Source organism: Pantoea sp. 22096 (assembly GCF_052045955.1).
In the GTDB taxonomy this organism is placed as follows: Bacteria; Pseudomonadota; Gammaproteobacteria; order Enterobacterales; family Enterobacteriaceae; genus Pantoea; species Pantoea alfalfae.
Window position 1 is genome coordinate 79,958 of the sequence record NZ_JBQEPW010000003.1, and the last position, 26,739, is coordinate 106,696.

Below are 26,739 nucleotides of genomic sequence, written 5' to 3' on the forward strand. Positions count from 1 at the left end.
TTAAACACGGCGATCTTGTTGTTCTGGCAAACCTTTATTTATCCATCTGCGAGGTGGCAGCTAATGCGCCTCGGTAACCTCTTCAGATGAGTAATACGTCGTGACAGATAACCTGACTTTGGCTAACGGAACCCAGTATAAGAACAGCCTGAAGCGAGCACATTGGCACATCGCCCTGGAATAACGCCGGTGAAGAAGTGATTGTATTGCGGATGCACAAAACCCTGCGGGATGGCTCACGAAAGCGGCAAATAAACGAGCGAAAACCCCCTCAGGTAACGCTTTCTCCCGCTGTTTGTGAGGCTCTTCACTTGCTTCTGGATAATCGCCTCAAAATCATAAGGCGACTTGTCTCAATGGTGGTCATTTGCACAATGCGCGCCCCACGCCGCCTCCCTATACTGAAGATGGCAAACAATCGTGTGACAGGTCAGAACATTACAGCGTGCCGCACAAGTACGGCACGTCAGACGGGAAGGTGAGCGATGTACCCAAACACAGATGAACAACCGCTCTATATCAAAGTTCATGAGCACGACAATGTGGCGATTGTGGTTAACAGCCTGGGTCTGCCGGCTGGCACGCAGTTTGCGGATGGCCTGACACTCACGGAGCATGTGCCACAGGGCCACAAAGTGGCGCTGCGCGCAATTAACCAGGGCGCAGAGATCGTGCGTTATGGTGAAGTCATCGGCTATGCATTACGGGATATTGCCCAGGGCAGCTGGATTGATGAGTCGCTGGTCGCGCTGCCGGAAGCGCCTCCGCTGGCGAGTCTGCCGTTAGCCAATCAGGTTCCGCCTGAATTGCCGCCGCTGGAAGGCTATACCTTTGAAGGTTATCGCAATGCGGATGGCAGCGTCGGCACGCGTAACCTGCTGGGGATCACCACCAGCGTCCACTGCGTGGCCGGTGTGGTGGATCATGTCGTACAGATCATTGAACGGGATTTGCTGCCGCGCTACCCGAATGTGGATGGCGTGGTCGCGCTCAACCACCTTTATGGCTGCGGCGTGGCGATTAATGCACCCGCGGCGGTAGTGCCGATTCGCACCATTCATAACCTGGCGCTGAATGCTAATTTCGGTGGCGAAGTCATGATCGTCAGCCTGGGCTGTGAGAAGTTACAGCCGGAGCGTCTGCTGACCGGCACGCCTGACGTGCAGGCGATTTCGCTGGACGATCATGACATCGTGCGTTTGCAGGATGAGAAGCTGGTCGGTTTTGGTGCGATGGTAAATGAGATTCTGCAGGTAGCGGAGCGTCATCTCCAGCGGCTGAATCAGCGCCAGCGTGAAACCTGTTCCGCAGCAGAACTGATTGTCGGTATGCAGTGCGGTGGCAGCGATGCGTTCTCGGGCGTGACGGCGAATCCGGCAGTGGGTTTCGCGTCCGATCTGCTGGTGCGCTGCGGTGCGACGGTGATGTTTTCGGAAGTCACTGAAGTACGTGATGCGATTCACCTGCTGACGCCACGGGTGATTAACCAGGAAGTCGGTAAGCGCTTACTGGAGGAGATGGCCTGGTATGACAACTACCTCGACCAGGGCCAGACCGATCGCAGCGCGAATCCGTCGCCGGGCAATAAAAAAGGCGGGCTGGCGAACGTGGTGGAAAAAGCGCTGGGGTCGATCGCTAAATCGGGGCGCAGCGCCATTGTTGAAGTGCTGTCGCCCGGCCAGCGGCCCACGCGGCGTGGATTGATCTACGCCGCGACGCCCGCCAGCGATTTTGTCTGCGGTACGCAGCAGCTGGCGTCCGGTATCACGCTACAGGTTTTCACTACCGGTCGCGGAACGCCTTACGGTCTGGCTGCAATTCCGGTCATCAAGATGGCGACGCGTAATGCGCTGGCAGAGCGCTGGCACGATCTGATGGACATCAATGCCGGGACGATTGCGACCGGTGAAGAGAGTATTGAACAGGTGGGCTGGCGGTTGTTTGAGTTGATTCTGGACATTGCCAGTGGCAGGAAGCAGACCTGGTCCGATCGCTGGGGTATCCGTAATCAGCTGGCGGTGTTTAACCCGGCACCGGTGACCTGACCGCGCCGTGCACACACGCCAGGCTTATCCTTAGCTCCTAAAGCAGAGATAAGCCTGGCGTGGTCATCAGAACTGCGCGCCCCAGGCTTCAACCCACGGAGAAGTCACCGCTTCCGGCTCAGGATTTTCAGTGGCATCAACCAGTAACACCTCACCAATCCGCTGCGCGCCCTGCTCCTGCAGCAGCGCATCGAAAGCTTTACCCGCGCCACAAAAATGGTCGTAACTGCTGTCACCCAGCGCAATCACGCCATAGCGCAACGCAGGTTGATGACCCAGCTTATCTTTAACTGCATGGAACAGGCCTGAAATCGTGTCGGGAAAATCGCCCTGTCCGGTGGTTGACGTGACAATTAACGCCACGTCGCTGGCATAGTTCTGCCAGTCTGCCAGCGTCGGCTCATCAAACACGGTGACGCTGTGACCCTGCTGCTGCAGAACGGGCTCTGCTTCTTCTGCTACCAGCAGCGCATTGCCGTATACCGTCCCCACAAAAATGCCAATCTTTGCCATCTGCTTTCTCCCTTATTCTGAAACGTTATCCTGTCCTGGCGCTGCGTTAAACTCAACCCGCGGCACCTCAGGAATGCGATCCTGCCAGCCAAACTGGTTCATCAGGTTCTGCCAGACGCCATCCAGTCCGGCGCGCAGCAGCAACGGTTCCCCGGTCACCGGATGGGTGAGTGCCAGGCTGCTGGCGTGCAGCATCAGCCGATTAGCGCCAAAGTGTTCGGCGGCCCCCCGGTTCTGGCGCAGATCACCGTGTGCCGAATCGCCAATAATCGGATGACGCAGGTGCGACATATGACGACGCAGCTGATGCTTACGACCGGTTTTAGGAGCCATTTCAACCAGGCTGTAACGCGATGTGGGATAGCGGCCAATGCCGACCGGCATCTCGACCGTCGCCAGTGACTGATAATCAGTGACTGCGGGCTGTGCGGTGCGCGCTTCCGTGGCGTGCCTGTCAGCGATTTTATCCAGCTCTTCCACCAGCGGATAGTCGAGCGTTCCTCTGCTCTCCAGCCAGCCGCGTACGACAGCATGATAGGTTTTCTGCATCTGGTGCTGTTCGAACTGCAGGGAAAGCAGACGGCCGACTTCGCTTGAAAGCCCCATCAGCAGTACGCCTGAGGTGGGTTTGTCCAGGCGATGCGCGGTAAACACATGCTGTCCAATCTGATCGCGAACGGTCTGCATTACAAACACCGTTTCATGACGATCCAGCCAGCTGCGATGAACCAGCCAGCCGCTGGGCTTGTTGACAGCAACCAGCCACTCATCCTGATAGAGTATCTCCAGCATCAGTGGGCTGCATCCTTGATCAACGCGTCAAGCTGACGCAGGGTCAGCAGTAGCGGTGCAATGCCGGGCTGGTCAGGCACCAGCGCCACCTCGTAGTAGGGAGCAACGGCAAAATTTTGCGGTAAAGGATGCTGAGCCGCTATCAGGGCATGCATCCGCGGAACCAGCACCCACTGGAGCCACTGCAGCGGCTCCAGCGTATCCAGGCAAAAGGGTTCACGGCTCTCGAGCGCGTCTTCGGCCGGAGGGGTACTCTGCCAGAGATGGTGCTCACGCATCACCGCTTCCAGTTGCTCCAGCCGTTGTGTAATCAATTGTTCAGGCGTCATGCGCCACCTCCGGCAAGCAGTCAAAAAGGGGCGGCAAGCATATCACTTGTTGGCACAGGCACAAAAAAAGGGAGCACTGTATAAACAGTGCTCCCGGTTCGTTTGCAGCCATCCTGCTACGTTTTTGCTCCCTGCTCTTCCATGACAACTTGTCCAGTGCGAACTCCTGTCGCGCATCGTCCTGATGTATCCTTAGCATCCTGGCCCACCACCTCTTCTGAGGGGTTCTCATTCTCCATCCTGGAGGTGTCCCTTGCTCACTCCTGAGCGATCCTGTTTCATCCTGAAACCTTCCGTGTGCCGTAAGCTCCGTTACGTTCCTGCCTCATGGCTTATCATCATCCTGACGATATCTGTTTCCTGAGCATCCTGCAGTGGGAAACATTTTGACAGAACTCGTTACGCGCACAAGGTACTTACAGCGAAACTTTACGAAATGTGCTGCGCAAAATCAGATAAATGCCATTAAGTTGATGATTCACAATATTTTTACATTGCAGCCTTCCGGATGTCTCAACTGTTATATGGCGATCTCTCACAGCAGTTGTAAGAGATATCTCACAAGCCAGGCGGCAAATCACTGCAAATCAGATGATAACCGGTTGTAATGACTTAAGAAATATCTCAAGATTTTCTGCTAAGACCACACGCTGTTTACGACCAGGTTGCTCCAGAATCACTTCGCCGCTGAGATTAGAGAGGGAGATGATCTCCTCCTCTGAATCAGTAGTGGCTATAAACAGCGTCGGCGACTGTTTAAGGCGGCGCTGCATCACCAGATGCCCAATCAGATTCTCCTGTAACCGCAGGAAATCCTCTTCACTCCATACCTGTAACAGCGTCAGCTGATTCTCACCAAAACGGGCCTGCATATCGCCGGCAAATTGCGTGGTGTAGAAATCGGTCATCGGCGGCTGGAGCTGGATGTCGACCGCCCGCTCAACCGCATCCAGCGTCGGTGGCAGGCTAAACGGTTGCGGCTGCCAGATGACCCGCTGATCGCGATCCTCCAGTGCGCAGGGTGACGGCACCCCATAGAGATCGCTGCTGGCCGGCGCATGCCCGGTCTGCTGAAGCCAGTGCTGGCAGTATCGGGTGGTAAAGTCACGCAACGCGGCGGCAGTTTGCTGCATCATTCATATTCTCACTTCTGATAGGTTACACTTAGCCACTTTGATTAATTTTGGTGGTGACCGCAATGACTACTCACGAACAGGATCGGGCGCTCAGTAACCTGACGCTGGGCAAACCCACAGCCTATCACGATCGGTATGACAACAGCTTACTGCAGGCGGTGCCGCGCAGCCTGAACCGTGAACCGCTTGGCCTGTTTCCCGACAGTCTGCCCTTTACCGGCAGCGATATCTGGACCCTGTATGAACTCTCGTGGCTCAACAGCAAAGGTCTGCCACAGGTTGCCGTTGGCGAAGTGGTGCTGGATGCGCAGAGCCGTAATCTTATTGAGTCGAAAAGCTTCAAGCTCTACCTGAACAGTTTCAATCAGACCCGCTTTGCCGACTGGGGTGAGGTTCGTCAGACGCTGGAGCGGGATCTGAGTGCTTGTGCTGAAGGGGAAGCGCGGGTCGCGCTGTTCCGACTCAATGAAATAGAAGGCCAGCCGATTGGTCATTTTGAGGGTTGCTGTATTGATGAGCAGGATATTGCCATTGAGGATTACCGCTTCAATGCTGACTATCTGGCTGATGCCGCAGGCAGCGAAATCGTTGAAGAGACGCTGGTCAGCCATCTGCTCAAGTCGAACTGCCTGATTACCAACCAGCCCGACTGGGGATCGGTCATGATCCGCTATAAAGGCCCGCGTATCGCGCGTGAAGCACTGCTGCGCTATCTGGTCTCATTCCGCCAGCACAACGAATTTCACGAGCAGTGTGTTGAGCGCATCTTTAATGATGTGATGCGATTCTGCCATCCGGAAGCGCTGACGGTCTATGCGCGCTACACCCGTCGTGGCGGGCTGGATATTAACCCGTGGCGCACCAACGTGCCCTTCTCGCCCGGTTTTTCGCGGCTGGTCCGTCAGTAGTTTGCGAGACTTCTCTCAGGCTGGGTGCCGTAAGCGCAGTTCCGCTTGAGCTGTGCGGGCCGACAAGGCTACTCTGGTGAAGGCGGCAACCTGCGGGTTGCCGACCAGGGATTTTCGTCACTGCCGTTGCAGTGCCAACACGCACCCAGGCGGGTGTAAAGGAGTTCATTTGATTACCCATATCAGCCCACTTGGCTCAATGGATCTGCTCTCGCAGCTGGAAGTCGACATGCTCAAGCGCACTGCCAGCAGCGACCTCTACCAGCTGTTTCGCAATTGCTCTCTGGCCGTGCTTAACTCCGGCAGCCAGACTGACAGCAGCCACGAATTGCTCTCCCGCTTTGAGAACTTCGACATCAACGTGCTGCGCCAGGAGCGCGGCGTCAAACTGGAACTGATCAATCCGCCGGAAGAGGCGTTCGTGGATGGCCGCATTATCCGCTCACTACAGGCTAACCTGTTTGCGGTACTGCGTGACATCCTGTTTGTCAGCGGCCAGCTCAACATACCAGGCCGGTTAAGCGCAGCCGAAGAGAATGATTCCGCCGCCATCACCAACACGGTATTTTCGATTCTGCGTAATGCGCGGGCTCTGCACATCGGCGAGGATCCCAACACCGTAGTCTGCTGGGGTGGTCACTCAATCAACGCCGTTGAGTATCAGTATTGCCGCAATGTCGGTACGCAGCTTGGACTGCGTGAACTGAATATCTGTACCGGCTGCGGGCCAGGCGTGATGGAAGCGCCGATGAAAGGCGCAGCGGTTGGCCATGCTCAGCAGCGCTATCGCGACAGCCGTTTTATCGGCCTCACCGAGCCCTCAATTATTGCAGCTGAGCCGCCGAATCCACTGGTGAATGAGCTGATCATCATGCCAGATATTGAAAAACGTCTGGAAGCGTTTGTGCGTATCGCTCATGGCATCATCATTTTTCCGGGCGGCGTCGGTACGGCTGAAGAGCTGCTCTATCTGCTGGGCATCCTGATGAATCCGCAGAACAACGATCAGGTGTTGCCGCTGATTCTGACCGGGCCGAAAGAGAGCGCCGATTACTTCCGCGTTCTGGATGATTTCATCGTTAACACGCTGGGTGAACAGGCACGTAAGCATTATCAGATCATCATTGATGACGCGGCAGAAGTAGCGCGTCTGATGAAGAAAGCGATGCCGCAGGTCAAAGAGAACCGTCGCGAAACCGGCGATGCGTACAGCTTTAACTGGTCGATCCGCATTGAGCCCGATTTGCAGGTGCCGTTCCTGCCAACCCATGAAAATATGGCCAATCTCAATCTCTATACCAATCAGCCTCCCGAGAAGCTGGCTGCCGACCTGCGCCGCGCCTTCTCAGGTATCGTCGCCGGTAATGTCAAAGAGATGGGCATCCGCGAAATCCGCGAGAAGGGACGCTACAAACTGCATGGCGATCCCGACATCATGCACCGCATGGATGAGCTGCTACAGGGATTCGTTGCCCAGCAACGCATGAAACTGCCTGGCACTGCCTACATCCCCTGCTACGAAATTATCAAATAACCAGGAGGCAGCCCCCGGGCTGCCCATACGCTCATGGCTCTTCATCTTGTTATTGTTGACGCGTTGAACCTGATCCGCCGTCTGCATGCGGTACAGGGCTCCCCCTGTGTCGACGGCTGTGTAGCTGCGCTGCGCCAGGTTCTGGGCCACGCCCGTCCGACTCATGCTGTGGCGGTTTTTGATGGCGAGGCACGTCATCAGGGCTGGCGACATCAGCTGCTGCCCGATTACAAAAGTGGTCGCCCGCCGATGCCAGACGATCTACAGGCAGAGATGCCGGCGTTGCAGGAGGCTTTTCGTTCGGCAGGCGTAAGCTGCTGGATAGCGGGCGAGGATGAGGCAGATGATTTAGCGGCGACGCTGGCGGTGAAAATGGCTCAGGCCGGACACCAGGCCACCATCGTGTCCACCGACAAAGGCTACTGCCAGCTGCTGGCCCCCGAAATCCGCATCCGTGACTACTTCCAGAAACGGTGGCTCGATCTGCCTTTTATTGAAGCTGAATTTGGCGTAGCCCCCCAGTTACTCCCCGACTACTGGGGATTGTGCGGCATCAGCAGCAGTAAAATTCCAGGCATCACCGGCATCGGCCCGAAAAGCGCGAAACAGCTACTGGCAGAGTTTCACACGCTTGAAGGAATCTATCAGCAACTGGATAAGGTGCCCGCTAAATGGCAGGAAAAGCTCGCGGAAGGTCAGCAAATGGCTGAGATCAGCCGTCAGGTCGCCATGCTGAAGCGGGATCTGGTATTGCAGGGCAATCTGAATACGCTGCGTTATACCGGCTGAGTGCAGCTGCACTCAGCCTGCCGATTAACGTTCGTCGCGACGTCCACCGGTCGCGGCCCACATACGGCGCACATGAACCGTCACCTCTTCGCGGTCATGATAGAGCTGACGGGCGCGAATCTGCACATTGATGCCATTCTCATCAAAGCGCTCCTGCATCATGGCCAGATTCTGCGTGACCTCTTCATAACGCTTTTTCATCGGCAATTTGAGGTTGAAGATCGCTTCACGACACCAGCCGTTAACCAGCCAGTCGGTCATCAGGTTAGCCACGCGCACCGGCTTCTCCACCATATCACATACCAGCCAGCTGATGTTGGTGCGTGGCGGACGGAATTTAAACCCATCGGCTTTCTCGTGCATCACCTGGCCGGTATCCATCAGGCTCGGGGCCATCGGTCCGTTATCCACTGCATAGACCATCATGCTGCGCTGGACCAGCTGATAAGTCCAGCCGCCCGGACAGGCACCGAGATCCACGGCGTACATGCCGCTGGCTAAACGCTCATCCCACTCATCCGCAGGGATAAAGACGTGAAACGCCTCCTCCAGCTTAAGGGTGGAACGGCTTGGCGCATCGGAGGGGAACTTAAGGCGTGGAATACCCATGTAAAACGACGAGCTGTTTTCCCGGATGGAGTAGCCAACGTAACAGGTGCCTGGCGCGATGAAAAACACATGCACGACCGGGCGTTTCGGACTTTCATAGTTCAGTAGAATCTTGCTTTCACGCAGTGCTGAACGCAGCGGCACGGTGAACTTGCGGCAGAATTTGGTCAGCTCTTTCGCTTCGTTAGTGTCAGGCACTTCTACACGCAGTTCGCCGCCCTTCTCCACCACGCCGGTCAGCATACCGACAATCGGGGTGATGCGATCTTCCTGCGGCAGGTCACGCAGCATTTCACCGACAACCAGCATCTGCCGGGCAAAAATCAGCTCGTCAAACGGTAACTCACGCGCCAGACGCTCGGCATCTTCAAACTGGTAGCACTCAAACAGCACGTAGCCGGAATCATCTTTAACCCGCGGAAAGCCGTAGATTTCACGTTCAGCCGCTTTGGCGCTGATTTCCGCCGCACACTCTTTTTCAAAACCGGGACGACAATAGAGTAAAACTTTATTCATGGCGTTCTGCCTTTCGTTTAAGACGCAGCGCGCCAATCAACATCAATACCCAACCGGCGAGGAAACAGACTCCCCCCACCGGTGTGATAAAAACCCAAAACTTCAGATGTGACAGCGCCAGACAATAGAGGCTGCCACTAAACAACACGGTGCCGAGCGCCATCAGCGCACTGCTCCAGTAAAACCAGATATTGGCGCGGCGTAACATCGCGGCACCCAGTCCCATCACCGCTAACGTGTGATAAGCCTGATATTCCAGCCCGGTATGAATCCAGGCCATCTCAGCCGCACCCAGCGACTGGCTCAAAACGTGGGCACCAAATGCGCCAAAAGCTACCAGCAGAAATCCACTGATAGCCGCAAAAACAAACATGGCACGACTGGACATTAACCGATCCTCAGGGTGCATTTGCACCGTAATGCAGATAAATCAAACTGTTATTGTTGATAGCGAAAGCGGAATTTTTCTTGTTCGGTTGCAGCTTTTTCCAGGATCCACTGTCGGAAGGCGGCTATTTTACCCAGTTCTGCCTGACTGTCATGACAAACCAGATAAAAAGCGTTTTTACTGACTAATACATCATTAAATGGGCAGATTAATCGCCCGGCCTCTATTTCGCTCTGCGCCATGACGTTGTTGGCCAGCGCCACGCCCTGACCATGAATCGCCGCCTGCAACACCATGGCGCTGTGGCTGAAGATCGGCCCCTGCTGAACATTGATATGCTGCAGACCCAGCTGGCGGATATACGATTGCCAGTCACGGCGGGAGGCATCATGCAGCAGGGTAAAGCGCGAGAGATCCATCGGGGTTTTCAGCGGATTATCGCCGGTCATCAGTGATGGCGAACAGACCGGCAGCAGATATTCGGCATAGAGTTTTTCAACCCGCAGGCCGGGCCAGTTGCCACGTCCGTAGAAAATTGCCACGTCGACATCGTCGGCCAGTTTCTCTTCATCGCGGTCAACTGCCTGGATACGCACGTCGATTCCCGGATAAGCCATATTAAAGCTGGAGAGGCGGGGAACCAGCCACTGAATAGCAAAGCTCGGCAGTAAACTGACGGTCAGCGCTCCCTTGGCACTGCGCGCCTGCAGTTTGCGGGTCGCTTCGTTAATTGCCGAGAAAATCTCTTTGATGTCGAGATAGTAGCTTTGCCCTTCTTCGGTCAGTAACAGCGAACGATTCCTCCGGCGAAACAGCTTTAACCCCAGAAAATCTTCCAGAGATTTAATCTGATGGCTTACGGCAGCCTGGGTGACAAACAGCTCTTCAGCGGCTTTGGTAAAGCTTAAATGGCGCGCAGCGGCATCAAAAACCCGCAGTGCGTTAAGAGGAGGAAGGCGTTTCGACATGGTTTTCCGTATCCGGATCGGCGAAAAATACGCAGGCTTATAAAAAGCGTTTACGTATTAGAATTTTTAATCCGAGGCATTATAATTTGTCCGTTGAGGAACCTCCAGCAAATACCTATAGTTGCCGCACTTCCTGAGCCGGAACGAAAAGTTTTTAGATTTGTGAGTGAGTTCGCAGATTTTCTGAAAGCTTTTGGCTTGTGGTCGTGATGTTGTGTTTGCAATTTTTGATCCGACGATTGCGGATCAAACTCTTAATTCCTGTAGATTTACCCTGTCTGTCCATAGTGATTTTTAAATAGCACCGCAAATTGCGGTGCTTTTTTTTTGCTGCTTACTTTGACTCGACCATTTCTTTGACATCAGAGCGGTTAATCTGCTGCTCGTTGCCATTCGCATCTTTATAGCTGATCATGCCGGTATCGTTATCAACTTTAGGCTTGCCGGCAGCCACGATGGTGCGACCATCATTGGTATGCATTACGTAATTGCTTGAACAGGCACTCAGGGTAAAAGCCAGAGTACATACGGCCAGTACTGCGGTAAGTTTTTTCATCTGCTATCTCCTTGTAGATTGATTGCATCAAACCACCCGCGTTACGCTAACCAGAGGCAGCCGATAAGTGGGATCGACTATTAAACGTCCGATCGTTATGCGGGTTTGGTTCAAACCTTGCATTATTCAGCATAACGCGCTTTTCCAGCTTTGCCAGACGCAGACCATTCTTTCAGTGTGGTCCTAATTTTTCTTATCATGGACCCGGCATGACCGCATTTAATCCCACCGCATTCCGCCAGCAGTTTCCCGCGCTCGCCGACGCCGGCATCTATCTCGACAGCGCCGCGACCACGCTGAAGCCGCAGGCCGTTATTGACAGTACGCAGCAGTTTTACAGCCTCAGTGCGGGTACGGTTCATCGCAGCCAGTTTGCCGCCGCCCAGGCCTTAACCCAGCGCTATGAGCAGGCGCGCAATCAGGTTGCCCGCTGGGTTAATGCCGCGGACGATCGTGAGATTGTCTGGACGCGCGGCACTACCGAAGCGATAAACCTGGTGGCGAACAGCTGGCTGCGGCCGCGCCTGCAGCCCGGTGATGAGATCGTGGTGAGTGAGGCTGAGCACCACGCCAACCTGGTTCCCTGGCTGATGGCTGCGCAGGCGTGCGGTGCCCGCGTCGTAAAATGGCCGTTAGGGCCAGATCGTCTGCCCGATATCAGCCTGTTACCCACCCTGCTTAACAGCCGTACCCGCCTGCTGGCAGTTGGTCAGATGTCGAACGTCACCGGGGGTTGCCCCGATCTTGCTCAGGCGATCCCGCTGGCACATGCCGTGGGGGCGAAAGTGATGGTCGATGGCGCGCAGGGGGTGGTGCACTGCCCGCCTGACGTACAGGCGCTGGATATCGACTTTTACGCTTTTTCCGGACATAAGATTTACGGCCCGATGGGCATTGGCGCGTTATATGGCAAAGCGGAACTGCTGGAGACGATGGAACCCTGGCAGGGCGGCGGGAAAATGATCACGGATGTTGACTTCAATGGTTTCACGCCACAGCCGGTGCCGTGGCGTTTTGAGGCCGGCACCCCGAATGTGGCGGGTGTGGTGGGATTGAGTGCGGCACTGAGCTGGCTGGCGCAGTACAATCTGACCGAAGCTGAGCGCTGGAGTCAGCAGCTTGCCTCGCTGGCGGAAGAGCAGCTGACAGAACTGCCCGGCTTTCGCAGCTTCCGCTGTGGCAATGCCAGTCTGCTGGCCTTTGAATTTGCTGACCTGCATCACAGCGATCTGGTGACGCTGCTGGCTGAGCAGGGAATCGCCCTGCGCGCCGGTCAGCACTGTGCGCAGCCGTTGCTGTCGGCGCTGGGCGTCAGCGGCACGCTGCGGGCCTCTTTTGCACCCTATAATAATCTGCAGGATGTTGATGCGCTGGTGCGCGCCATGAAAGGCGCAATCTCGCTGTTATCGGAGTTTTGATTATGTGTTCATCGCTGTTAGCGCCACACCCGTTTGGCGAACAGATTACCGTTACCAGTCTGAAAGAGAGTTTCGGCCGCTTTCATCAGTGGGAAGATCGTTATCGCCAGCTGATCCAGCTGAGCCGCCAGTTGCCTGCCCTGCCGGAGGAACTGAAAACGGCGGAAATTGAACTGAGCGGATGTGAAAACCGGGTCTGGCTGGGCAGCCAGTTATGTGAGGATGGCTCACTGCACTTCTATGGTGATAGTGAAGGACGGATTGTGCGCGGCCTGCTGGCCGTGCTGCTGACTGCGGTTGAGGGCCAGACGCCGCAGCAATTGCTGGTCACCGATCCCTTAGCCCTGTTTGATGAACTCGGCCTGCGCGCCCAGCTCAGCGCCTCCCGCAGCAGCGGCCTGCAGGCGCTGGCCGCTGCGGTAGAGCATGCCGCGCGTCAGGCGCTGACCGCATCCTGACGGGCGGCGCGCGCCAGAAATTTTTTGAGCGCATGCGAAACGGCCACAAAGCCGAAGGTGGCGGTCACCATGGTTGCCGCGCCAAAGCCGGATGTGCAATCCATTCTCTTCGGACCCTCTGCCGTGCTGCGTGAAGCACAGACGCTGCCGTCGGCCTGCGGATAGACCAGCGCTTCAGTCGAAAAAACGCAGTCGATGCCGAGTTTGCCTTTGCTGTTTTTCACCACGCCCAGGCTTTTCAAGCGTTCGCGCAGCTTCGCCGCAAGCGGATCCTGAATGGTTTTTGCCAGATCGGCGACCTGGATCTGGGTCGGATCAATCTGCCCACCCGCGCCACCGGTGGTGATCAACGGGATCTTATTCCGGCGACACCAGGCGATCAGCGCCGCTTTAGGCCGCACGCTGTCGATCGCGTCGATCACATAGTCGAAACCGGCGGCCATCAGTTCGGCGGTGTTCTCGGGCGTGATAAAGTCATCAATGCAGATCACGTCGCAGTCCGGATTGATCGCCCGCAGCCGCTCGGCCATCACCTCCGTTTTGGCTTTACCGACGTTACCCTGCAGCGCATGAAGCTGTCGGTTGGTGTTGGTAATGCAGACGTCATCCATATCTATCAGGGTGATTTTACCAATGCCGGTGCGCACCAGCGCTTCCGCTGCCCAGGAGCCGACGCCGCCAATACCGATGACGCAGAAGTGTGCGTCAGCAAAACGTTGCAGCGCATTCTGGCCATAGAGACGCGCCGTGCCGCCAAAGCGCTGATGCCAGGCGTCGTTTAACACTTTCATAGTTGAACCTGTTACGTCGTGCGGGCCCGAAGGCCCGCAGAGAAGAAATTAGTTAGAGCCGAGAAGCAGTGAACCATTATTACCGTTTTGCGGGCTGGAGAACAGCGGCTGTCCGGCACCCGGCGCGGCTTTGATCACCCAGACGCGGCCGTAGTGATTATAGAAGCCCGCCAGATGCGCGGCGTCCGGGCCGATACCCTGATAGATATCAAAGTGTTGTCCTTTAATCGCGCCACCTACGTCGAGCGCCACCATCAGGCGCATCTCATATTTGCCGTTGAATTTGCCCTTCTCATTCAACTGCGGCACTTCCGCCAGCAGTACGGTGCCTGCCGGAATAATTGATCGGTCAGAGGCCACCGAGGCTTTCGCTACCAGCGGAACAGCGCTGGCACCGCGCACCGGCGTAAACGGCTCAGCTTTAAAGAAGACGAATGACGGGTTGGTTTCCAGCAGCGCACGCACCTCCTGCGGTGAGTGCTCCTGCGCCCACTGGCGAATCGCCTGCATCGACATATCTTCGCGCTTCACTTCACCGCGGTCGATCAGCTCTTTACCGATACTGTGGTAGCCCCAGCCATTTTTACCGGCGTAACCAAAGAAGGTCATCGGGCGGCCATCGCCAAAGTCGACGTAACCACTGCCCTGCACATCCATCATGAAGTTATCAATTAGCGAGTTGCTGTAGGCAATGACGTAGCGGTCATCAAGTCCGCCACTATAGATAGAGGCGCGGCTCGGTAATTTCTCTCCGCGTTTGCGCGGCGGCATACGGTAGATCGGATACTGGAATTCGCCCTGCCGGGTGTAGCGCGCTTCCACGACCGGCGTGTAGTAACCGGTGAACTGCACGTTACCGTAGTTGTCCGTGCCCTCCATCTGCCACGCGTTCAGGCCATACTGACGAAGCTGCCGGGTATCGGCGCCTGCCATCAGCCAGCTTTCAATTGCGCTGTAGGTGCCGTTCTGACGATTATAAAGAGCGGATGAGGCGGACTGAATCTGGCGCACCTGATCGCCAAAGTCTTTGCCATTAACCGGTGCGCCTTTAGCATTGGGCTGATTCACCAGCGCCAGCGGCTGTTCCAGTTTGCCATCTTTATATTGCTGACCGCGATCGGTCGGTTTAGAGCTACAGGCCGCCAGCAGCGTGATTAACGCGCCAGTGAGTGCATACTTCACCCAATGTGATTTCATTATCTTCTCTTTTTATAACTGTTCGCCCCGCGACGATAGCAAAGCCCCCGACAGAATGAAATGCATCCGCTTTGACCTGGCGCATATCAGTTCAATAATTAGCCATATGGTTGAATCCTTCAGCAACTGGCTGTTAATTTGGCTTTTATCTTTAAAAAGGGGTTGCATGAATTAGCGCGGAGAGTATAGTGCGCTTCCACGGACGCGGGGTGGAGCAGCCTGGTAGCTCGTCGGGCTCATAACCCGAAGGTCGTCGGTTCAAATCCGGCCCCCGCAACCAATACTTCTGCAGTAGTTTTCAGAAGTCACAGTGTGAGAAGTAAAAGTAATAGAAGCAATACGGACGCGGGGTGGAGCAGCCTGGTAGCTCGTCGGGCTCATAACCCGAAGGTCGTCGGTTCAAATCCGGCCCCCGCAACCAATACTTCTGCAGCAGTTTTACAGAAGTCACAATGTGAAAAAAGTATGATACGGACGCGGGGTGGAGCAGCCTGGTAGCTCGTCGGGCTCATAACCCGAAGGTCGTCGGTTCAAATCCGGCCCCCGCAACCAATCATTTAAACACCTGAAAGGGTGTTTTTTTGTTTCTGCCGTTCGCAAATTCCTCTCAGGCCTCACTCCCGCAGATAAATGCGCGGATAGTCGTGACTACCCGCACACCTTTACCGATGGGCCAGCGCCGCCCCACTCTTCACATAAGCCCTGATGCCTTCCAGAATTGCCTCTGCAACCTGATGCTGATAGCGGGTGGTTCGCAGCTTACGCTCCTCTTCCACATTACTGATAAACGCGGTCTCTACCAGGATTGACGGGATATCCGGCGCTTTCAGCACCGCAAATCCCGCCTGATCCACGGTGCGTTTATGCAGATGGTTGATGCGCCCCATGCGATGCAGCACCTCTTTACCAAACCTGAGGCTGTCGTGAATCGTCTGACGCTGCACCATGTCGAACATGGTGTGATCAAGATAGCGGTCGCCGCTTTTGCTGACGCCGCCAATCAGGTCTGATTCATTCTGGGTCTGCGCCAGGAAACGGGCGGCGGCTGACGTGGCACCGCTGGTTGATAAGGCAAATACCGAAGAGCCGCGTGCTGCCCGACTGGTAAAGGCATCAGCATGAATAGACACAAAGAGATCGGCGCGCTGTTTACGGGCTTTGGCGACCCGGACACGCAGCGGAATAAAGACATCCTCGTTGCGCGTCATATAGGCTTTCATCTGGGACTCTTTATCGATCAGCGCTTTGAGTCGCCGTCCGATCTTCAGCACAATATCTTTCTCGCGCGTCTTATATTTGCCGTGCGCGCCAGGATCTTCTCCGCCATGGCCGGGATCAATCATGATGATAATCGGACGATCGCGTCCCGCTTTGCCGGGTAACGGCGCCTGCACCCCTTCATCCTTCTCCAGATCGCCCTGATTATAATCTTTCAGCAGGGCCAGCAGCGGATCGTCTTCCACATGGTCCTGGCTCGGGTAGAGATCGACCACCAGCCGGTGATTGATACCAGCGACCGGTGCCAGATTAAAGATCTTCGGTGCGACGTTGCGCTTCAGCTCCAGAACAACGCGCACCGTGTTGCTGTCGAACTGGCCGACCCGGGCATTTTTGATAAAGGGATCGTCGACCCGAACCTGCTTATCCACCCCTTTCAGGGTCGAGTTAAGATGCAGGCCCTGAATATCGATTACCAGTCGTTCGGGATTGCTCAGCGCAAACTGCTTGTATTTCAGCGCGACACTGGACTCCAGCGTCATGCGCGAGTAAGTGGATGAGGGCCAGATACGCACCGCCACAATGTGGTTCTTTGCCGCCAGCCCTGTACGGCTGACGCTCAGCAACAGTAAGGCGCCTGTCCCCTGTAAAAATCGTCTGCGTGAAAAATGGGAATTACCGTCTGACATGCCGCTCCAGCTGCTGTGTTATGTCTAAAAAAGCGCCAGTTAATCAAATGGCGGCGAAAACTTTATCCAATCCGCAGGATGATGTCACCCTGGAAACCCCAAATAATGCAGGCTGTTAGCGGCTTTGACACCCATAAAAACGTAAATTTTCGTCAGGATTAAGGCTTGCAAAATCGGGCATAAAAGCATAAAAATACAGAAAATACGAATAAACATTCACTGAGGGTTGGCCGTGAAGGAACGTAGTACCGAACTGGTTCAGGGTTTTCGCCATACCGTTCCCTATATCAATGCCCACCGGGGTAAAACCTTTGTCATCATGCTGGGTGGCGAAGCGATTGAGCATGAGAACTTCTCTGGCATCGTTAACGACATCGGCCTGCTGCACAGCCTGGGCATCCGCCTGGTGGTGGTTTATGGCGCACGGCCACAGATAGACGCCAGCCTGGCTCAGCAGCAACTGGAACCGGTTTATCATAAATTTACCCGGGTGACTGATGCGCAATCGCTGGAGTTAGTGAAGCAGGCTGCTGGTCGGTTGCAGTTAGATATCACTGCCCGCCTTTCAATGAGTCTTAACAATACCCCGCTGCAGGGCGCGCATATCAATGTGGTCAGCGGCAACTTCATTATTTCACAGCCGCTGGGCGTGGATGATGGCGTGGATTACTGCCATAGCGGGCGTATCCGTCGTATTGATGAAGAGGCGATTCATCGCCAGCTGGATAACGATGCCATCGTGCTGATGGGTCCGGTTGCAGTCTCTGTGACCGGCGAAAGCTTTAATCTGACGTCAGAAGAAGTGGCTACCCAGCTGGCAATTAAGCTCAAAGCGGAAAAAATGATCGGTTTCTGCTCCGAGCAGGGCGTGCTGAACAGCGATGGTGAAATCATCTCCGAGCTGTTCCCGAACGATGCACAGGCCCGCATCGACGAGATTGAAAAGGAAGGTGATTATCTTTCTGGTACGGTCCGCTTCCTGCGTGGCGCGGTGAAAGCCTGCCGCAGTGGCGTGCGCCGCAGCCATCTCATCAGCTATCAGGAAGATGGCGCGCTGTTGCAGGAGCTCTTCTCACGCGACGGTATCGGTACGCAGATCGTGATGGAGTCGGCCGAGCAGATCCGTCGCGCCAATATCAACGACATCGGCGGAATCCTCGAACTGATCCGTCCGCTGGAGCAACAAGGCATTCTGGTGCGTCGCTCACGTGAGCAACTGGAAATGGAGATAGATAAGTTCACGATTATTCAGCGCGACAATCTGACCATCGCCTGTGCCGCCCTCTATCCGTTTATGGATGAGAAGATTGGTGAAATGGCCTGTGTGGCGGTTCATCCTGACTATCGCAGCTCTTCACGCGGTGAGATGTTGCTGCAGCGCGTAGCGTTGCAGGCGAAGCAGATGGGACTGCAAAAGCTGTTTGTGTTAACCACGCGCAGCATCCACTGGTTCCAGGAGCGCGGCTTTACGCCGGTTGATATTGAGTCACTGCCCGAGAGTAAAAAAGAGATGTACAACTATCAGCGCCGTTCCAAGGTGCTGATGGCCGACCTCACCTGATTTCATCCCGAAGGGACAGGCCCCCGTTGTGGACTGTCCCCTTTTTCTCAGCTGGTTTCACCCAGTCGCTCCACCAGACCGCTGCGTCGCTGCGTCTGCAACTGCACGGCTCGCTGAAATACGCCCGGTTCGCTGTAAATAGTCAGTTGCTTACGTGCGCGGGTAATCGCGGTATACACCAGTTCGCGGGTCAGCACCGGCAGAAACTGCGTCGGCATCACCAGCGCAGTGTGGTCGAACTCCGACCCCTGCGATTTATGCACCGTCATTACCCAGGCCGTTTCATGTGAAGGTAACCGGCTCGGCTGGATCGCCTTGATTGACCCATCCGGCAGCGGGAAAAAGACCTTCAGGTTACCCTCTTCATCCCGCAGCGTAATGCCGATATCGCCATTAAACAGGCCGAGCGCGCTGTCATTTCGGGTAATCATCACAGGACGTCCTTCATACCAGCGGCTGCCCATGCCAGGACGCCGGATGCGCTGCAGCTGTATCAGTCGCTGCTCAATGCGCTGGTTCAGACCCTGCACGCCAAATGGCCCGTCACGGAGTGCACACAGCAGCTGATAACGACCAAAAGCGGCTATCACCTCAGCAGGCGATGCCTGCCGACGGACAAGTTGCAGGAAGGGCTGATAGCCCTGTGCGACCTCATCCAGCATCACCTGATAGGCTTCCGCGCTGTTCAGCGTCTGAAAACTGACATCTTCATGGGCCGCAGCAAACACCGCCCTGACCTGCTCTGCATCACCACGATTGATCGCTTTTGCCAGTTGCCCGATGCCGGATGAAGCGTCAAAACGATAACTTTTCTGCAGCAGGCAGATGCTGTCACGCACGACTGGTGCCTGCCTGTCGTCACTGCCCTGCAGCGTGCAGCCAGTCAGCAGGGCAAGCTGTTCTGCCCGCGCCTGGCTGTAGCCGCTTTCCGTGCAGCGGCAGATGTCGCCCAGCACCGCACCCGCTTCAACAGAAGCGAGCTGATCGCGGTCGCCCAGAAACACCACGCGGGCATGGGCAGGCAGCGCGGCGATCAGCTTTGCCATCATCGAAAGATCGACCATTGACGCTTCATCCACTACCAGCACATCAAGATGCAGCGGATTGCCGGCATGGTAGCGTAACCGCTGGGTATCGGGCTGCGCGCCCAGCAGGCGATGCAGCGTGGTGGCTTCGGCGGGAAAACGCCGCCGCTCTTCGTCGCTGACTACCAGTTCCTGCAGCGCCCGGCCCAGCGACTCGGTCAACCGTGCGGCAGCTTTACCGGTCGGTGCCGCGAGCTGAATCCGCAGCGCGCCGGGATTCAGGCGAATCAGGGCGGCGAGGAGTTTCGCCACGGTGGTGGTTTTACCGGTGCCCGGCCCGCCGGAAATGACCGCCGTCTTGCGGGTCAGCGCCACGGCTGCAGCAATTTTCTGCCAGTTCTCCGGCTGGTCGCCAAACAGGCTGTTCAGCACGTCTCCTGCGGCACGCATATCAAACGCAGTTTTGATTTCCTGTGCAGCAAAAAAGTCGGCGACCCGGCCTTCGCTGTACCATAGCCGATGCAGATATAAACGCTGGTTACTCAGCACCAGCGGTGTCACCCGGCTGCCGTCACTGACGGCCGACCAGTCAGCCAGCCGTGATGGCCAGTCATCCGGCGCACCAGCCGCCTGCCAGATGGCCTGGGCCAGCGCAGGCTGACGCCCGGCAAACAGGCTATCTTCACAGAGGTTGCTCAGCGGTAAACAGACGTGCCCTTCTCCCGCCTCCGCGCTGACGCAGGCAGCCGCCAGCAGCAGCGCAGGCTGTGATTCTGTCGCCACCAGACGCGCAAACTGGATATCCAGCGGCCGCAGGAGACGCTTCTCAACCGCCTGCAGCAGCAGACTCAGCATGTCACTCATAACATCTCCCCGGTTTCACCAAACAACGCATCAATCTCTTCCACAAAAGCTTCGGAAGGCCGGGTAGCAAAAATGCCGTTGTCCGGCGAGCTGCCATCCATCCCGCGTAAAAACAGATAAAACACCCCGCCAAAATGTTGCTGATAGTCGTAGTCCGGCAGGCGATGCTGCAGATAGCGATGCAGCGCCAGCGTATAGAGCTGATACTGCAGATCGTAGCGGTGGCCAATCATCGCCTGCGCCATCGCTTCGGGGGTGTAAGCGGCGTGACTTTCCCCCAGCCAGTTCGATTTGTAATCCAGCAGATAATATTTTCCCTGCCAGCGGAAGACCAGATCGATAAAGCCCTTCAGCATGCCGCGCACCTGGCGAAAATCCAGCGGAGCGGCCTGCTGAGAAAGTGTATCGTGACGACGCAGCAGATCATCAAGATCCGCCGCCGTCAGAAGATTGTTTATCGGCAGATAAAACTCCATCTCGATGAGCCGTTCACTGCTTTTGATTGCCGACAGCGTCAGCCCCTCCGCATTGAGCGGCGTATGTAAGACCCGATCGATCCACTGTTCGAGAACCGGTAACCAGCTCAGTGGGTAACCATTGTGCTGCAGCTGATCCTCCAGCCAGATGCGATCCGGCGGTTCGGTAAAGTCGATCGACTCAAACAGACCGTGCAGGAAGGTGCCGGGTGCTGCACCACGCGGAAAATGGTGCGGCGTCAACGCCGACTCTTCACCCCTCTCCTCTTCGCCCGCTGCATCGATATCGAAGTTAGGTAACGCATCCAGCAGTGGCGAGCTGTGATGCTGTTGCAGACCGGAGTAACTGGTTACTCGCCAGACATCCGCCAGGGCGCGCGTCACGTCGCGGCTGCTTAACGCCTCGTCGCCCTGCTGCGCATCCTGCCACATTTCGCCCGGCAGCAGATCTTCTTCAACCAGTGCAATCCCTTCACCGGTTAATGCATTGAGTCGCTGGCTGAGCTGCTGCGCATCGACCGCCTGACCCTGCTGTACCAGATAGCCCAGCGCGCTTTTATGGAGATCGCTTTCACCCTCTTTTTTACGGGTGCCTTTGATCAGCGGTGCAATGCCAACGCTGCAGTGATAAACCGAACGGGTCAGCGCCACGTAGAGCAGACGCAGATCCTCTGCCAGCCGTTCTTCTTCGGCCAGCGCCAGACTCTGCGCATCACCCTGCACATCCAGCAGCGCCGTGAAGTTGTCGCGATCGTGATAGAGCGCGCTGGCCGCCTCGCGGAATCCGGCCGCAAACGGCAGCCAGACCAGCGGATACTGCAGCCCTTTTGATTTATGGATGGTGATGATCTGCACCAGATGGCGGTCGCTTTCCAGACGCAGCTGCTGGCTGGAGGCCTGACTGTTGGGCCGGGCAATCTGCTGCGCCAGGAAGCGCACCAGCGCGTGCGGACTCTCCAGCTGCACCGAGGCTTCCTGCAATAGTTCACCCAGATGCATCAGGTCAGTCAGGCGACGTTCACCGTTCTCCGAGGCCAGCATATTCTCCGCCAGTTGCCGCTTGATCATCACATCACGCAGCATCGGTAACACGCCGCGCTGATGCCACAGCTGCTGCCAGACGGCAAACTGCTCCACCAGCGCATCCCACTCGCGCTCATTCTGAGTTAACGCGTCCAGCGTCGCCGCATCGATGGCAAAAATCGACGTCGCCAGCGCGCTACGCAGCAGCCGTTCCTGTTCCGGTGCCTGTATCGCCTGCAACAACCAGAGTAATTCGCGCGCTTCCGGCGTGGTGTAGACGCTGTCCCGGCTGGAGAGATAGACCGACGGAATCGACAGCGCATTCAGCGCGTCGCGGATTAAACCGGCCTCATTGCGACTGCGTACCAGCACGGTGATATCGGAAGCCCGCACCGGCTGCAGCGCCTCACCTTTACCCAGCCAGGCACGTCCCTGCTGTCCTGCCACCAGCCAGCGGCTGATATCGGCGGCACACTGCTGCGCCATAAACTGCTGGTAGTCGCTGTTGCCGACGCCCTCGCCAGGCTGCAGCCAGAAACGTAATGCGGGTTGCTGCTGCTGGTCAAAAATCAGCTTCAGTGACTCGTTTGGTGCGGCAGGCTTAACCGGCTGGAAGGGGATCGCCGAGAAGAGGAAAGGCGAATCAAGCTGAGAAAAGAGGCGGTTGACGCTCCCGACCATCTCAGGTGAAGAACGCCAGTTGGTATCCAGTGTGTAGTGAGCACTGACTTCGCTTCTGGCCCGCAGATAAGTAAAAATATCCGCGCCGCGAAATGCGTAGATTGCCTGCTTGGGATCGCCGATCAGAAACAGCGCCTGCTCCGGCTGATTAATATAGAGCGTGCGGAAGATGCGATACTGCTGTGGATCGGTATCCTGGAATTCATCAATCAGGGCCACCGGGAAACGCGCCCGGATGGTTTCGGCCAGCAACACGCCGCCAGGCTGCTGCAACGCCTCATCCAGTTTACTGAGCAGATCGTCAAAGCCTAACAGCGCACGTAACCGCTTCTCGCGCTGCACCGTGGCACGCACATCGGTCAGCGCCTGCGCGATGATCACATCGCGCAGCGACAAGGGTTCAGCCAGAAACTGATCGATCGCCTCAAACAACGAGTGTCGCGGGGCGTCGCCTTTTTTGGTTTTCTCATCCAGCACCTGCTGCCCAAAGCGCTCCAGCTCTTTCGGCAGTTGATAATCCAGCGTCTCACTGCTGGCCCACTGCGTGACTTTTGCGACCCAGTTGGGCAGATGTTTACTGCTGTAGCTGCGCTTATCCACGCCAGAAGCACTGATCATGCCTTCCACATCGGCGCTAAGCGCCTGCCACTGCTGTTTGATAGCCTTAATGCGCGCCAGGTTACGGGCGTGGCGTGACGCCAGCGTCTCATCGGCTGCGGGCGGACGCTTCAGGCTGGGTGATTCTCCCTGAAGCCAGGGGCGCAGCGTGGTCAACAGGCTGTCAGGCCCGCTCCACTCTGCAGCGATAATGCGCGCCACATCAAGCGTCAGTGGGTAGCACTGGCGACGCCAGAAATCAGCGGTCGATTGCTTCAGCAGCGCCTGCTCATCTTCAATTAACTCCTGCTCAAACAGCATGCCCGATTCAAAGGCGTTGAGATTAAGCATCCGCTGACAGAAGCCATGGATGGTGAAGATAGCGGCTTCATCCATCTGCCGCTCAGCAGCCAGCAACTGCGCGGCCGCCTGACTGAGATCAGGCATCTGATCCAGCAGTAACTGGTGCATCGGATTGCTGCTTTTGCCGCGGATACAGGCCAGACGTAACTGATGAATATTCTCGCGGATTCGCCCGCGCAGTTCCGCAGTGGCGGCTTCGGTGAAGGTCACCACTAAGATTTCTTCTACCGAAAGCGGGCGGCTGTAAGCGTTTTCTCCGCCCAGCCCCAGCAGCAGGCGCAGATAGAGCAGACCAATGGTAAAGGTTTTTCCGGTGCCCGCTGACGCCTCAATCAGCCGCTCGCCTCTGAGCGGCAGCGTTAAAGGATTCAGCGATACGGGAGGTAACTGCGTCATTGGGTCTCACTCTTTACCGGCAGCGACTGCTGCAATTGCGCCACTTCATTCCAGGTTTTCCAGCCAGGCTGACGGGCAAATTCAGTTTTGCCAGTGCCGGTGCCGGCAATCTGCGAGGTCATTACCATGCCCTTATGTTCAATCACGGCCTGCCGGAAAAAGTCTGCCAGGCTGGTCGGGGTTAACTGCTGAACCTGCTCGATCACTTTTTGCCGGGTATTAAAGTGATCATTCTGGCGATCAAAGTCGCGGCTAAAACGATCCGCTTCCTCAAAGAGCGTCTGAGGACGCTGCTGCAAATCATTGATCATCGCCTGCTGATACTGGGAAAAATCTGCCTGGCTCATGCTGCGTAATCGTTTTTCTGCCTGTGGATAGAAGGCTTTGTAACGCTGCAACAGCCAGGCCGGTTGTTTGCTGTTACTTTGCAGCAGGAAGCCCACACCCCACTGGCGGCCCACCGGCATCTGGAAGGCAAAGACCGCATAGCCGAGCTGCTCTTTAGTACGCAGCTGATTGTAGAACCACGGCTGAACGATCTGGCTCAGCATCGAGCTGTGCGCCATGCTCTGATATTCACCGTATCCCAGTGGAACATAGAGAGCGGCAAGAGCGGAGTCGGTGCTGCTGCCCTGCTGTTGCAGGTTGGCTTTCAGCGATTTTTTTATGGTCACATACTGGCTGTGCCAGTCGCGGGTCGCATTACTCTGCATCTGTTGCTTAAGCTCATGTCCCAGCTGCGTCACGCTGTCAGCACTAAGGTTACCCACCACCAGCATCTCTGGCGTCGCATCGCGGAACAGCGTATCGCGATAGGTCGTCACATCTTTAAGTGAGATTGTGCTTACCAGCTTGCGGCGAGTCTCGCGCTGGGTATAAGGCAGTTGCGACAGCAGTTGCATCGGCTGAATCGCCTGCTCAAACGCCTTGCCTTTTTCTGCCGCGTCCAGCCGCTCCAGATACCAGGATTTGGCCTGCTCCAGCTGCTGCTCTGTCGGCTGGAAGGTGGCATAACCCTCAACCAGTTTCTTTAGCAGCGTCGGCAGGCGCTGCGTGAAGCCGTTGGCACTGAAAACCAGCCCCTCATCTTCACCGGTTGAGAAGCTGATGCCGCCCACGGAGGCCTGCGAGTTAAGCTCATCCAGCGCCAGGCTGGAGAGGTAGTCATTCAGGCCAAACAGTACCTGCTGACGGGCGTCGCTGATGGCGTTTTTATTGCGTAATGCCAGCGTGATCGCCGCTTTAGGTTCGCTGGCGTAATAACGGCTGGGCATCCAGTAAATGCGCATACCGTCATTGTTATCCAGCTTCACCGGATGCTGATACGTTTTTCCGTCTGACGGCAACAGGGTGAAGTCGTCCGGGATATAGGGGTTCAGCACGGGCATCGCCAGCGTGATCTGGCTGGCGCGCTGCTGCCAGTCGGCAAAGGTTTGTGATGTGATTTTCTCAACCTGGTAAGGCGCATCCACAAAATAGGCTGTTTTGTTGTGCGGCTCCTGCGGGCTGATATACCAGATACGCGCATGCTGAGGGGTCATCTCTTCCAGCCGGGCTTTAATCGCGGCAGCATCGTACTGATCCGCCAGATAAGGCGCATCCAGCGTGTGTTCAACCGGCACGCGCAGCATGGTATCAACCAGCCATTCGATGTAATCCATATCGCGGGTGATGGAGGGATAGCGAAAGTCGAGCGCCAGCACGTGTGAAACTTCATCGAAATAGCGCTTATCATCGGCCTGCTGACGCAGCAGATTGATGTAGCTGAATATGGCCGCTACCACTTTGTCACGCTGAGCCAGGCCTTTGTCGGTGAGTGACGCGGTAATCGCAAATACGCCACTGTTACGCTCAGTCATCGGGTCAGCGCCCGCATTGACCCCGTCGGCCAGCCCCTGCTTTTGCAGCCAGTCAGTCAGCGTATTTTTGCTGCGGTTGCTGATTAAATAGCTAATCAGCGTGTCGGTTTTACTGCGAAAGCGATCGCTGTTATTGGCAATGCGAAATTCAATTTTGAGTTGCTTGCGGGGCTGGGCCGGAACGTAATGAATAATGATGCCCTGCTGCGCATCCGTCACTACCGGCACCGTAATCTCCGGCACGCTGGCGTCATGATTTTGCACCCGGCCAACGGTTCTGGCCGCAATCGATGCCATCTCCGGCAGCGGTTTGTTGCTGTAGATCACCGCCTTCATCAGGTTCGCAGAGTAATGGGTGTGATAAAAATCCAGGAGCGCCTGGTGCAGTTTGCTGCCGGGCTTATCTTTCAATGTTTCAAGATTGCCGCCCGAGAAACGTGACGCCGGATGCGCCGGGTTCAGGGTTTCAGCGCCCACCTGGGCCATGCGCAGGCCATCGCGCGAGCGCGCCATCGTCAGCTCGGCGTTCACGGCGTGGCGTTCGCGATCGGCGTTAACCGGATCCAGCAGCGGCTCAGCCACCGCATCCGCCAGGCGATCAACCGCCGGTTCCAGCGAATCGTTTTCCACTTCCAGATAAAAGGCGGTGCGGTAAGAGGCCGTGCTGGCGTTGTGGCTGCCGCCATGCTTTTTCAGAAATTCGGCCAGGTTGTCCGGCTGCGGGTAGCGCTTTGAGCCCATCAGTACCATATGCTCAAGGTAGTGTGCCAGTCCCGCCTGCTGATCAGGATCGTCCAGCGATCCTATCGGCAGCGTCAGCGCCGCAAGCGATTTCGGTGCGACAGGATCGGAAACCAGTAACACGGTCATCCCGTTGTCGAGCCGGATCGCCTGATAGTGGCGAGGATCCTGTTCACTTTTGCGAATGGTGTCGTTAACTGGCTGCCAGCCTGATGATGTCTGCGCCTGTGCTGTACAAGCCACCAGGCTTAACAATAGCGCCGCTATCCAGCGTGCGTATACCCGCATGTAAACCCCTC

The 26,739-nt window shown here is 56.3% G+C and carries 21 protein-coding genes and 3 tRNA genes; 10 read left to right on the forward strand and 14 right to left on the reverse strand.

Annotation, left to right across the window (positions count from 1 at the left end):
- Positions 1–485: 485 nt before the first annotated feature.
- On the forward strand, positions 486–2,045 hold the full coding sequence (gene garD, locus ACTJKZ_RS13055) for a galactarate dehydratase (protein WP_161732825.1): 1,560 nt from the start codon (positions 486–488) through the stop codon (positions 2,043–2,045).
- 66 nt (positions 2,046–2,111) lie between these two features.
- Here the strand turns inward: garD and ACTJKZ_RS13060 are convergent, their stop codons facing one another.
- The 4 genes from ACTJKZ_RS13060 to syd form a co-directional block, all read right to left on the reverse strand.
- Positions 2,112–2,558 carry a flavodoxin gene (locus tag ACTJKZ_RS13060; protein ID WP_161732827.1) on the reverse strand — a complete coding sequence of 149 codons (447 nt, stop codon included), beginning with the start codon at positions 2,556–2,558 and terminating at the stop codon, positions 2,112–2,114.
- Positions 2,559–2,570: 12 nt separating this feature from the next.
- The gene (truC, locus tag ACTJKZ_RS13065; RefSeq protein WP_440829697.1) at positions 2,571–3,350 is read right to left on the reverse strand and encodes a tRNA pseudouridine(65) synthase TruC; all 780 of its coding nucleotides are present in this window, start codon (positions 3,348–3,350) and stop codon (positions 2,571–2,573) included.
- The gene (locus ACTJKZ_RS13070) at positions 3,350–3,679 is read right to left on the reverse strand and encodes a YqcC family protein (protein WP_033783977.1); all 330 of its coding nucleotides are present in this window, start codon (positions 3,677–3,679) and stop codon (positions 3,350–3,352) included. The genes truC and ACTJKZ_RS13070 overlap by 1 nt, the downstream gene beginning before the upstream one ends.
- A gap of 587 nt (positions 3,680–4,266) precedes the next feature.
- Complete coding sequence (gene syd, locus ACTJKZ_RS13075) at positions 4,267–4,815, reverse strand: SecY-interacting protein (RefSeq protein ID WP_161732831.1); 549 nt, start codon at positions 4,813–4,815, stop codon at positions 4,267–4,269.
- A 62-nt stretch (positions 4,816–4,877) separates the two neighbouring features.
- Here syd and queF point away from each other — a divergent pair, with 62 nt between their 5' ends.
- The 3 genes from queF to xni all read left to right on the forward strand — a co-directional run bounded on the left by queF (position 4,878) and on the right by xni (position 8,046).
- Complete coding sequence (gene queF, locus ACTJKZ_RS13080) at positions 4,878–5,723, forward strand: NADPH-dependent 7-cyano-7-deazaguanine reductase QueF (protein ID WP_440829698.1); 846 nt, start codon at positions 4,878–4,880, stop codon at positions 5,721–5,723.
- Positions 5,724–5,892: 169 nt separating this feature from the next.
- On the forward strand, positions 5,893–7,257 hold the full coding sequence (ppnN, locus tag ACTJKZ_RS13085; protein ID WP_440829699.1) for a nucleotide 5'-monophosphate nucleosidase PpnN: 1,365 nt from the start codon (positions 5,893–5,895) through the stop codon (positions 7,255–7,257).
- 33 nt (positions 7,258–7,290) lie between these two features.
- Positions 7,291–8,046 carry a flap endonuclease Xni gene (gene xni, locus ACTJKZ_RS13090; protein WP_222925041.1) on the forward strand — a complete coding sequence of 252 codons (756 nt, stop codon included), beginning with the start codon at positions 7,291–7,293 and terminating at the stop codon, positions 8,044–8,046.
- A gap of 24 nt (positions 8,047–8,070) precedes the next feature.
- On the opposite strand, the gene rlmM is transcribed toward xni, so the two are convergent.
- The 4 genes from rlmM to ACTJKZ_RS13110 form a co-directional block, all read right to left on the reverse strand.
- Entirely contained in the window at positions 8,071–9,171 is a 1,101-nt protein-coding gene (gene rlmM, locus ACTJKZ_RS13095; protein ID WP_161732837.1) for a 23S rRNA (cytidine(2498)-2'-O)-methyltransferase RlmM, read from the reverse strand.
- On the reverse strand, positions 9,164–9,559 hold the full coding sequence (locus ACTJKZ_RS13100) for a DUF423 domain-containing protein (RefSeq protein ID WP_003854633.1): 396 nt from the start codon (positions 9,557–9,559) through the stop codon (positions 9,164–9,166). Before ACTJKZ_RS13100 ends, rlmM begins: the two co-directional genes overlap by 8 nt.
- A 50-nt stretch (positions 9,560–9,609) precedes the next feature.
- A complete protein-coding gene (locus ACTJKZ_RS13105) occupies positions 9,610–10,527 on the reverse strand; it encodes a transcriptional regulator GcvA (RefSeq protein ID WP_003854641.1) in 918 nt (305 codons plus the stop codon).
- 334 nt (positions 10,528–10,861) lie between these two features.
- Positions 10,862–11,083 carry a YgdI/YgdR family lipoprotein gene (locus ACTJKZ_RS13110; RefSeq protein ID WP_003854643.1) on the reverse strand — a complete coding sequence of 74 codons (222 nt, stop codon included), beginning with the start codon at positions 11,081–11,083 and terminating at the stop codon, positions 10,862–10,864.
- Between the two features lie 209 nt (positions 11,084–11,292).
- Here ACTJKZ_RS13110 and csdA point away from each other — a divergent pair, with 209 nt between their 5' ends.
- Together csdA and csdE are read left to right on the forward strand one after the other, a co-directional pair.
- Positions 11,293–12,501, forward strand: a complete 1,209-nt coding sequence (csdA, locus tag ACTJKZ_RS13115; protein ID WP_161732839.1) for a cysteine desulfurase CsdA — start codon at positions 11,293–11,295, stop codon at positions 12,499–12,501.
- 2 nt (positions 12,502–12,503) lie between these two features.
- Positions 12,504–12,959 carry a cysteine desulfurase sulfur acceptor subunit CsdE gene (csdE, locus tag ACTJKZ_RS13120; RefSeq protein ID WP_222925038.1) on the forward strand — a complete coding sequence of 152 codons (456 nt, stop codon included), beginning with the start codon at positions 12,504–12,506 and terminating at the stop codon, positions 12,957–12,959.
- Here csdE and tcdA read toward each other — a convergent pair.
- The gene (tcdA, locus tag ACTJKZ_RS13125) at positions 12,938–13,750 is read right to left on the reverse strand and encodes a tRNA cyclic N6-threonylcarbamoyladenosine(37) synthase TcdA (RefSeq protein ID WP_440829700.1); all 813 of its coding nucleotides are present in this window, start codon (positions 13,748–13,750) and stop codon (positions 12,938–12,940) included. The two genes, csdE and tcdA, sit on opposite strands and share 22 nt — an antisense overlap.
- 48 nt (positions 13,751–13,798) lie before the next feature.
- Positions 13,799–14,947 carry a murein transglycosylase A gene (gene mltA, locus ACTJKZ_RS13130; protein ID WP_161732845.1) on the reverse strand — a complete coding sequence of 383 codons (1,149 nt, stop codon included), beginning with the start codon at positions 14,945–14,947 and terminating at the stop codon, positions 13,799–13,801.
- Positions 14,948–15,150: 203 nt separating this feature from the next.
- On the opposite strand from mltA, the gene ACTJKZ_RS13135 reads away from it, so the two are divergent.
- The 3 genes from ACTJKZ_RS13135 to ACTJKZ_RS13145 all read left to right on the forward strand — a co-directional run bounded on the left by ACTJKZ_RS13135 (position 15,151) and on the right by ACTJKZ_RS13145 (position 15,499).
- Positions 15,151–15,227: transfer RNA gene (locus ACTJKZ_RS13135), tRNA-Met, on the forward strand.
- Between the two features lie 64 nt (positions 15,228–15,291).
- Positions 15,292–15,368, forward strand: a tRNA-Met gene (locus tag ACTJKZ_RS13140).
- 54 nt (positions 15,369–15,422) lie between these two features.
- Positions 15,423–15,499: transfer RNA gene (locus ACTJKZ_RS13145), tRNA-Met, on the forward strand.
- A gap of 110 nt (positions 15,500–15,609) precedes the next feature.
- On the opposite strand, the gene amiC is transcribed toward ACTJKZ_RS13145, so the two are convergent.
- Entirely contained in the window at positions 15,610–16,854 is a 1,245-nt protein-coding gene (amiC, locus tag ACTJKZ_RS13150) for an N-acetylmuramoyl-L-alanine amidase AmiC (protein ID WP_440829701.1), read from the reverse strand.
- Between the two features lie 232 nt (positions 16,855–17,086).
- Between amiC and argA the strand changes: the two genes are divergently transcribed.
- A complete protein-coding gene (gene argA / locus ACTJKZ_RS13155) occupies positions 17,087–18,415 on the forward strand; it encodes an amino-acid N-acetyltransferase (protein WP_013358908.1) in 1,329 nt (442 codons plus the stop codon).
- A 47-nt stretch (positions 18,416–18,462) separates the two neighbouring features.
- Here the strand turns inward: argA and recD are convergent, their stop codons facing one another.
- Genes recD through ptrA form a run of 3 tightly spaced genes read right to left on the reverse strand, consistent with a single transcriptional unit; the run spans position 18,463 to position 26,728 of the window.
- Positions 18,463–20,304 carry an exodeoxyribonuclease V subunit alpha gene (recD, locus tag ACTJKZ_RS13160; protein WP_440829702.1) on the reverse strand — a complete coding sequence of 614 codons (1,842 nt, stop codon included), beginning with the start codon at positions 20,302–20,304 and terminating at the stop codon, positions 18,463–18,465.
- Positions 20,301–23,840, reverse strand: a complete 3,540-nt coding sequence (gene recB, locus ACTJKZ_RS13165; RefSeq protein ID WP_440829703.1) for an exodeoxyribonuclease V subunit beta — start codon at positions 23,838–23,840, stop codon at positions 20,301–20,303. The genes recD and recB overlap by 4 nt, the downstream gene beginning before the upstream one ends.
- A complete protein-coding gene (ptrA, locus tag ACTJKZ_RS13170; RefSeq protein WP_253419909.1) occupies positions 23,837–26,728 on the reverse strand; it encodes a pitrilysin in 2,892 nt (963 codons plus the stop codon). The genes recB and ptrA overlap by 4 nt, the downstream gene beginning before the upstream one ends.
- Between the last annotated feature and the right edge of the window lie 11 nt (positions 26,729–26,739).

Bases quoted from the DNA above. Each gene is read 5' to 3' on its own strand.
- garD (WP_161732825.1), top strand. From the start codon at position 486: ATGTACCCAAACACAGATGAACAACCGCTCTATATCAAAGTTCATGAG.
- ACTJKZ_RS13060 (WP_161732827.1), bottom strand. From the start codon at position 2,558: ATGGCAAAGATTGGCATTTTTGTGGGGACGGTATACGGCAATGCGCTG.
- truC (WP_440829697.1), bottom strand. From the start codon at position 3,350: ATGCTGGAGATACTCTATCAGGATGAGTGGCTGGTTGCTGTCAACAAG.
- ACTJKZ_RS13070 (WP_033783977.1), bottom strand. From the start codon at position 3,679: ATGACGCCTGAACAATTGATTACACAACGGCTGGAGCAACTGGAAGCG.
- syd (WP_161732831.1), bottom strand. From the start codon at position 4,815: ATGATGCAGCAAACTGCCGCCGCGTTGCGTGACTTTACCACCCGATAC.
- queF (WP_440829698.1), top strand. From the start codon at position 4,878: ATGACTACTCACGAACAGGATCGGGCGCTCAGTAACCTGACGCTGGGC.
- xni (WP_222925041.1), top strand. From the start codon at position 7,291: ATGGCTCTTCATCTTGTTATTGTTGACGCGTTGAACCTGATCCGCCGT.
- rlmM (WP_161732837.1), bottom strand. From the start codon at position 9,171: ATGAATAAAGTTTTACTCTATTGTCGTCCCGGTTTTGAAAAAGAGTGT.
- ACTJKZ_RS13100 (WP_003854633.1), bottom strand. From the start codon at position 9,559: ATGTCCAGTCGTGCCATGTTTGTTTTTGCGGCTATCAGTGGATTTCTG.
- ACTJKZ_RS13105 (WP_003854641.1), bottom strand. From the start codon at position 10,527: ATGTCGAAACGCCTTCCTCCTCTTAACGCACTGCGGGTTTTTGATGCC.
- ACTJKZ_RS13110 (WP_003854643.1), bottom strand. From the start codon at position 11,083: ATGAAAAAACTTACCGCAGTACTGGCCGTATGTACTCTGGCTTTTACC.
- csdA (WP_161732839.1), top strand. From the start codon at position 11,293: ATGACCGCATTTAATCCCACCGCATTCCGCCAGCAGTTTCCCGCGCTC.
- csdE (WP_222925038.1), top strand. From the start codon at position 12,504: ATGTGTTCATCGCTGTTAGCGCCACACCCGTTTGGCGAACAGATTACC.
- tcdA (WP_440829700.1), bottom strand. From the start codon at position 13,750: ATGAAAGTGTTAAACGACGCCTGGCATCAGCGCTTTGGCGGCACGGCG.
- mltA (WP_161732845.1), bottom strand. From the start codon at position 14,947: ATGAAATCACATTGGGTGAAGTATGCACTCACTGGCGCGTTAATCACG.
- amiC (WP_440829701.1), bottom strand. From the start codon at position 16,854: ATGTCAGACGGTAATTCCCATTTTTCACGCAGACGATTTTTACAGGGG.
- recD (WP_440829702.1), bottom strand. From the start codon at position 20,304: ATGAGTGACATGCTGAGTCTGCTGCTGCAGGCGGTTGAGAAGCGTCTC.
- recB (WP_440829703.1), bottom strand. From the start codon at position 23,840: ATGACGCAGTTACCTCCCGTATCGCTGAATCCTTTAACGCTGCCGCTC.
- ptrA (WP_253419909.1), bottom strand. From the start codon at position 26,728: ATGCGGGTATACGCACGCTGGATAGCGGCGCTATTGTTAAGCCTGGTG.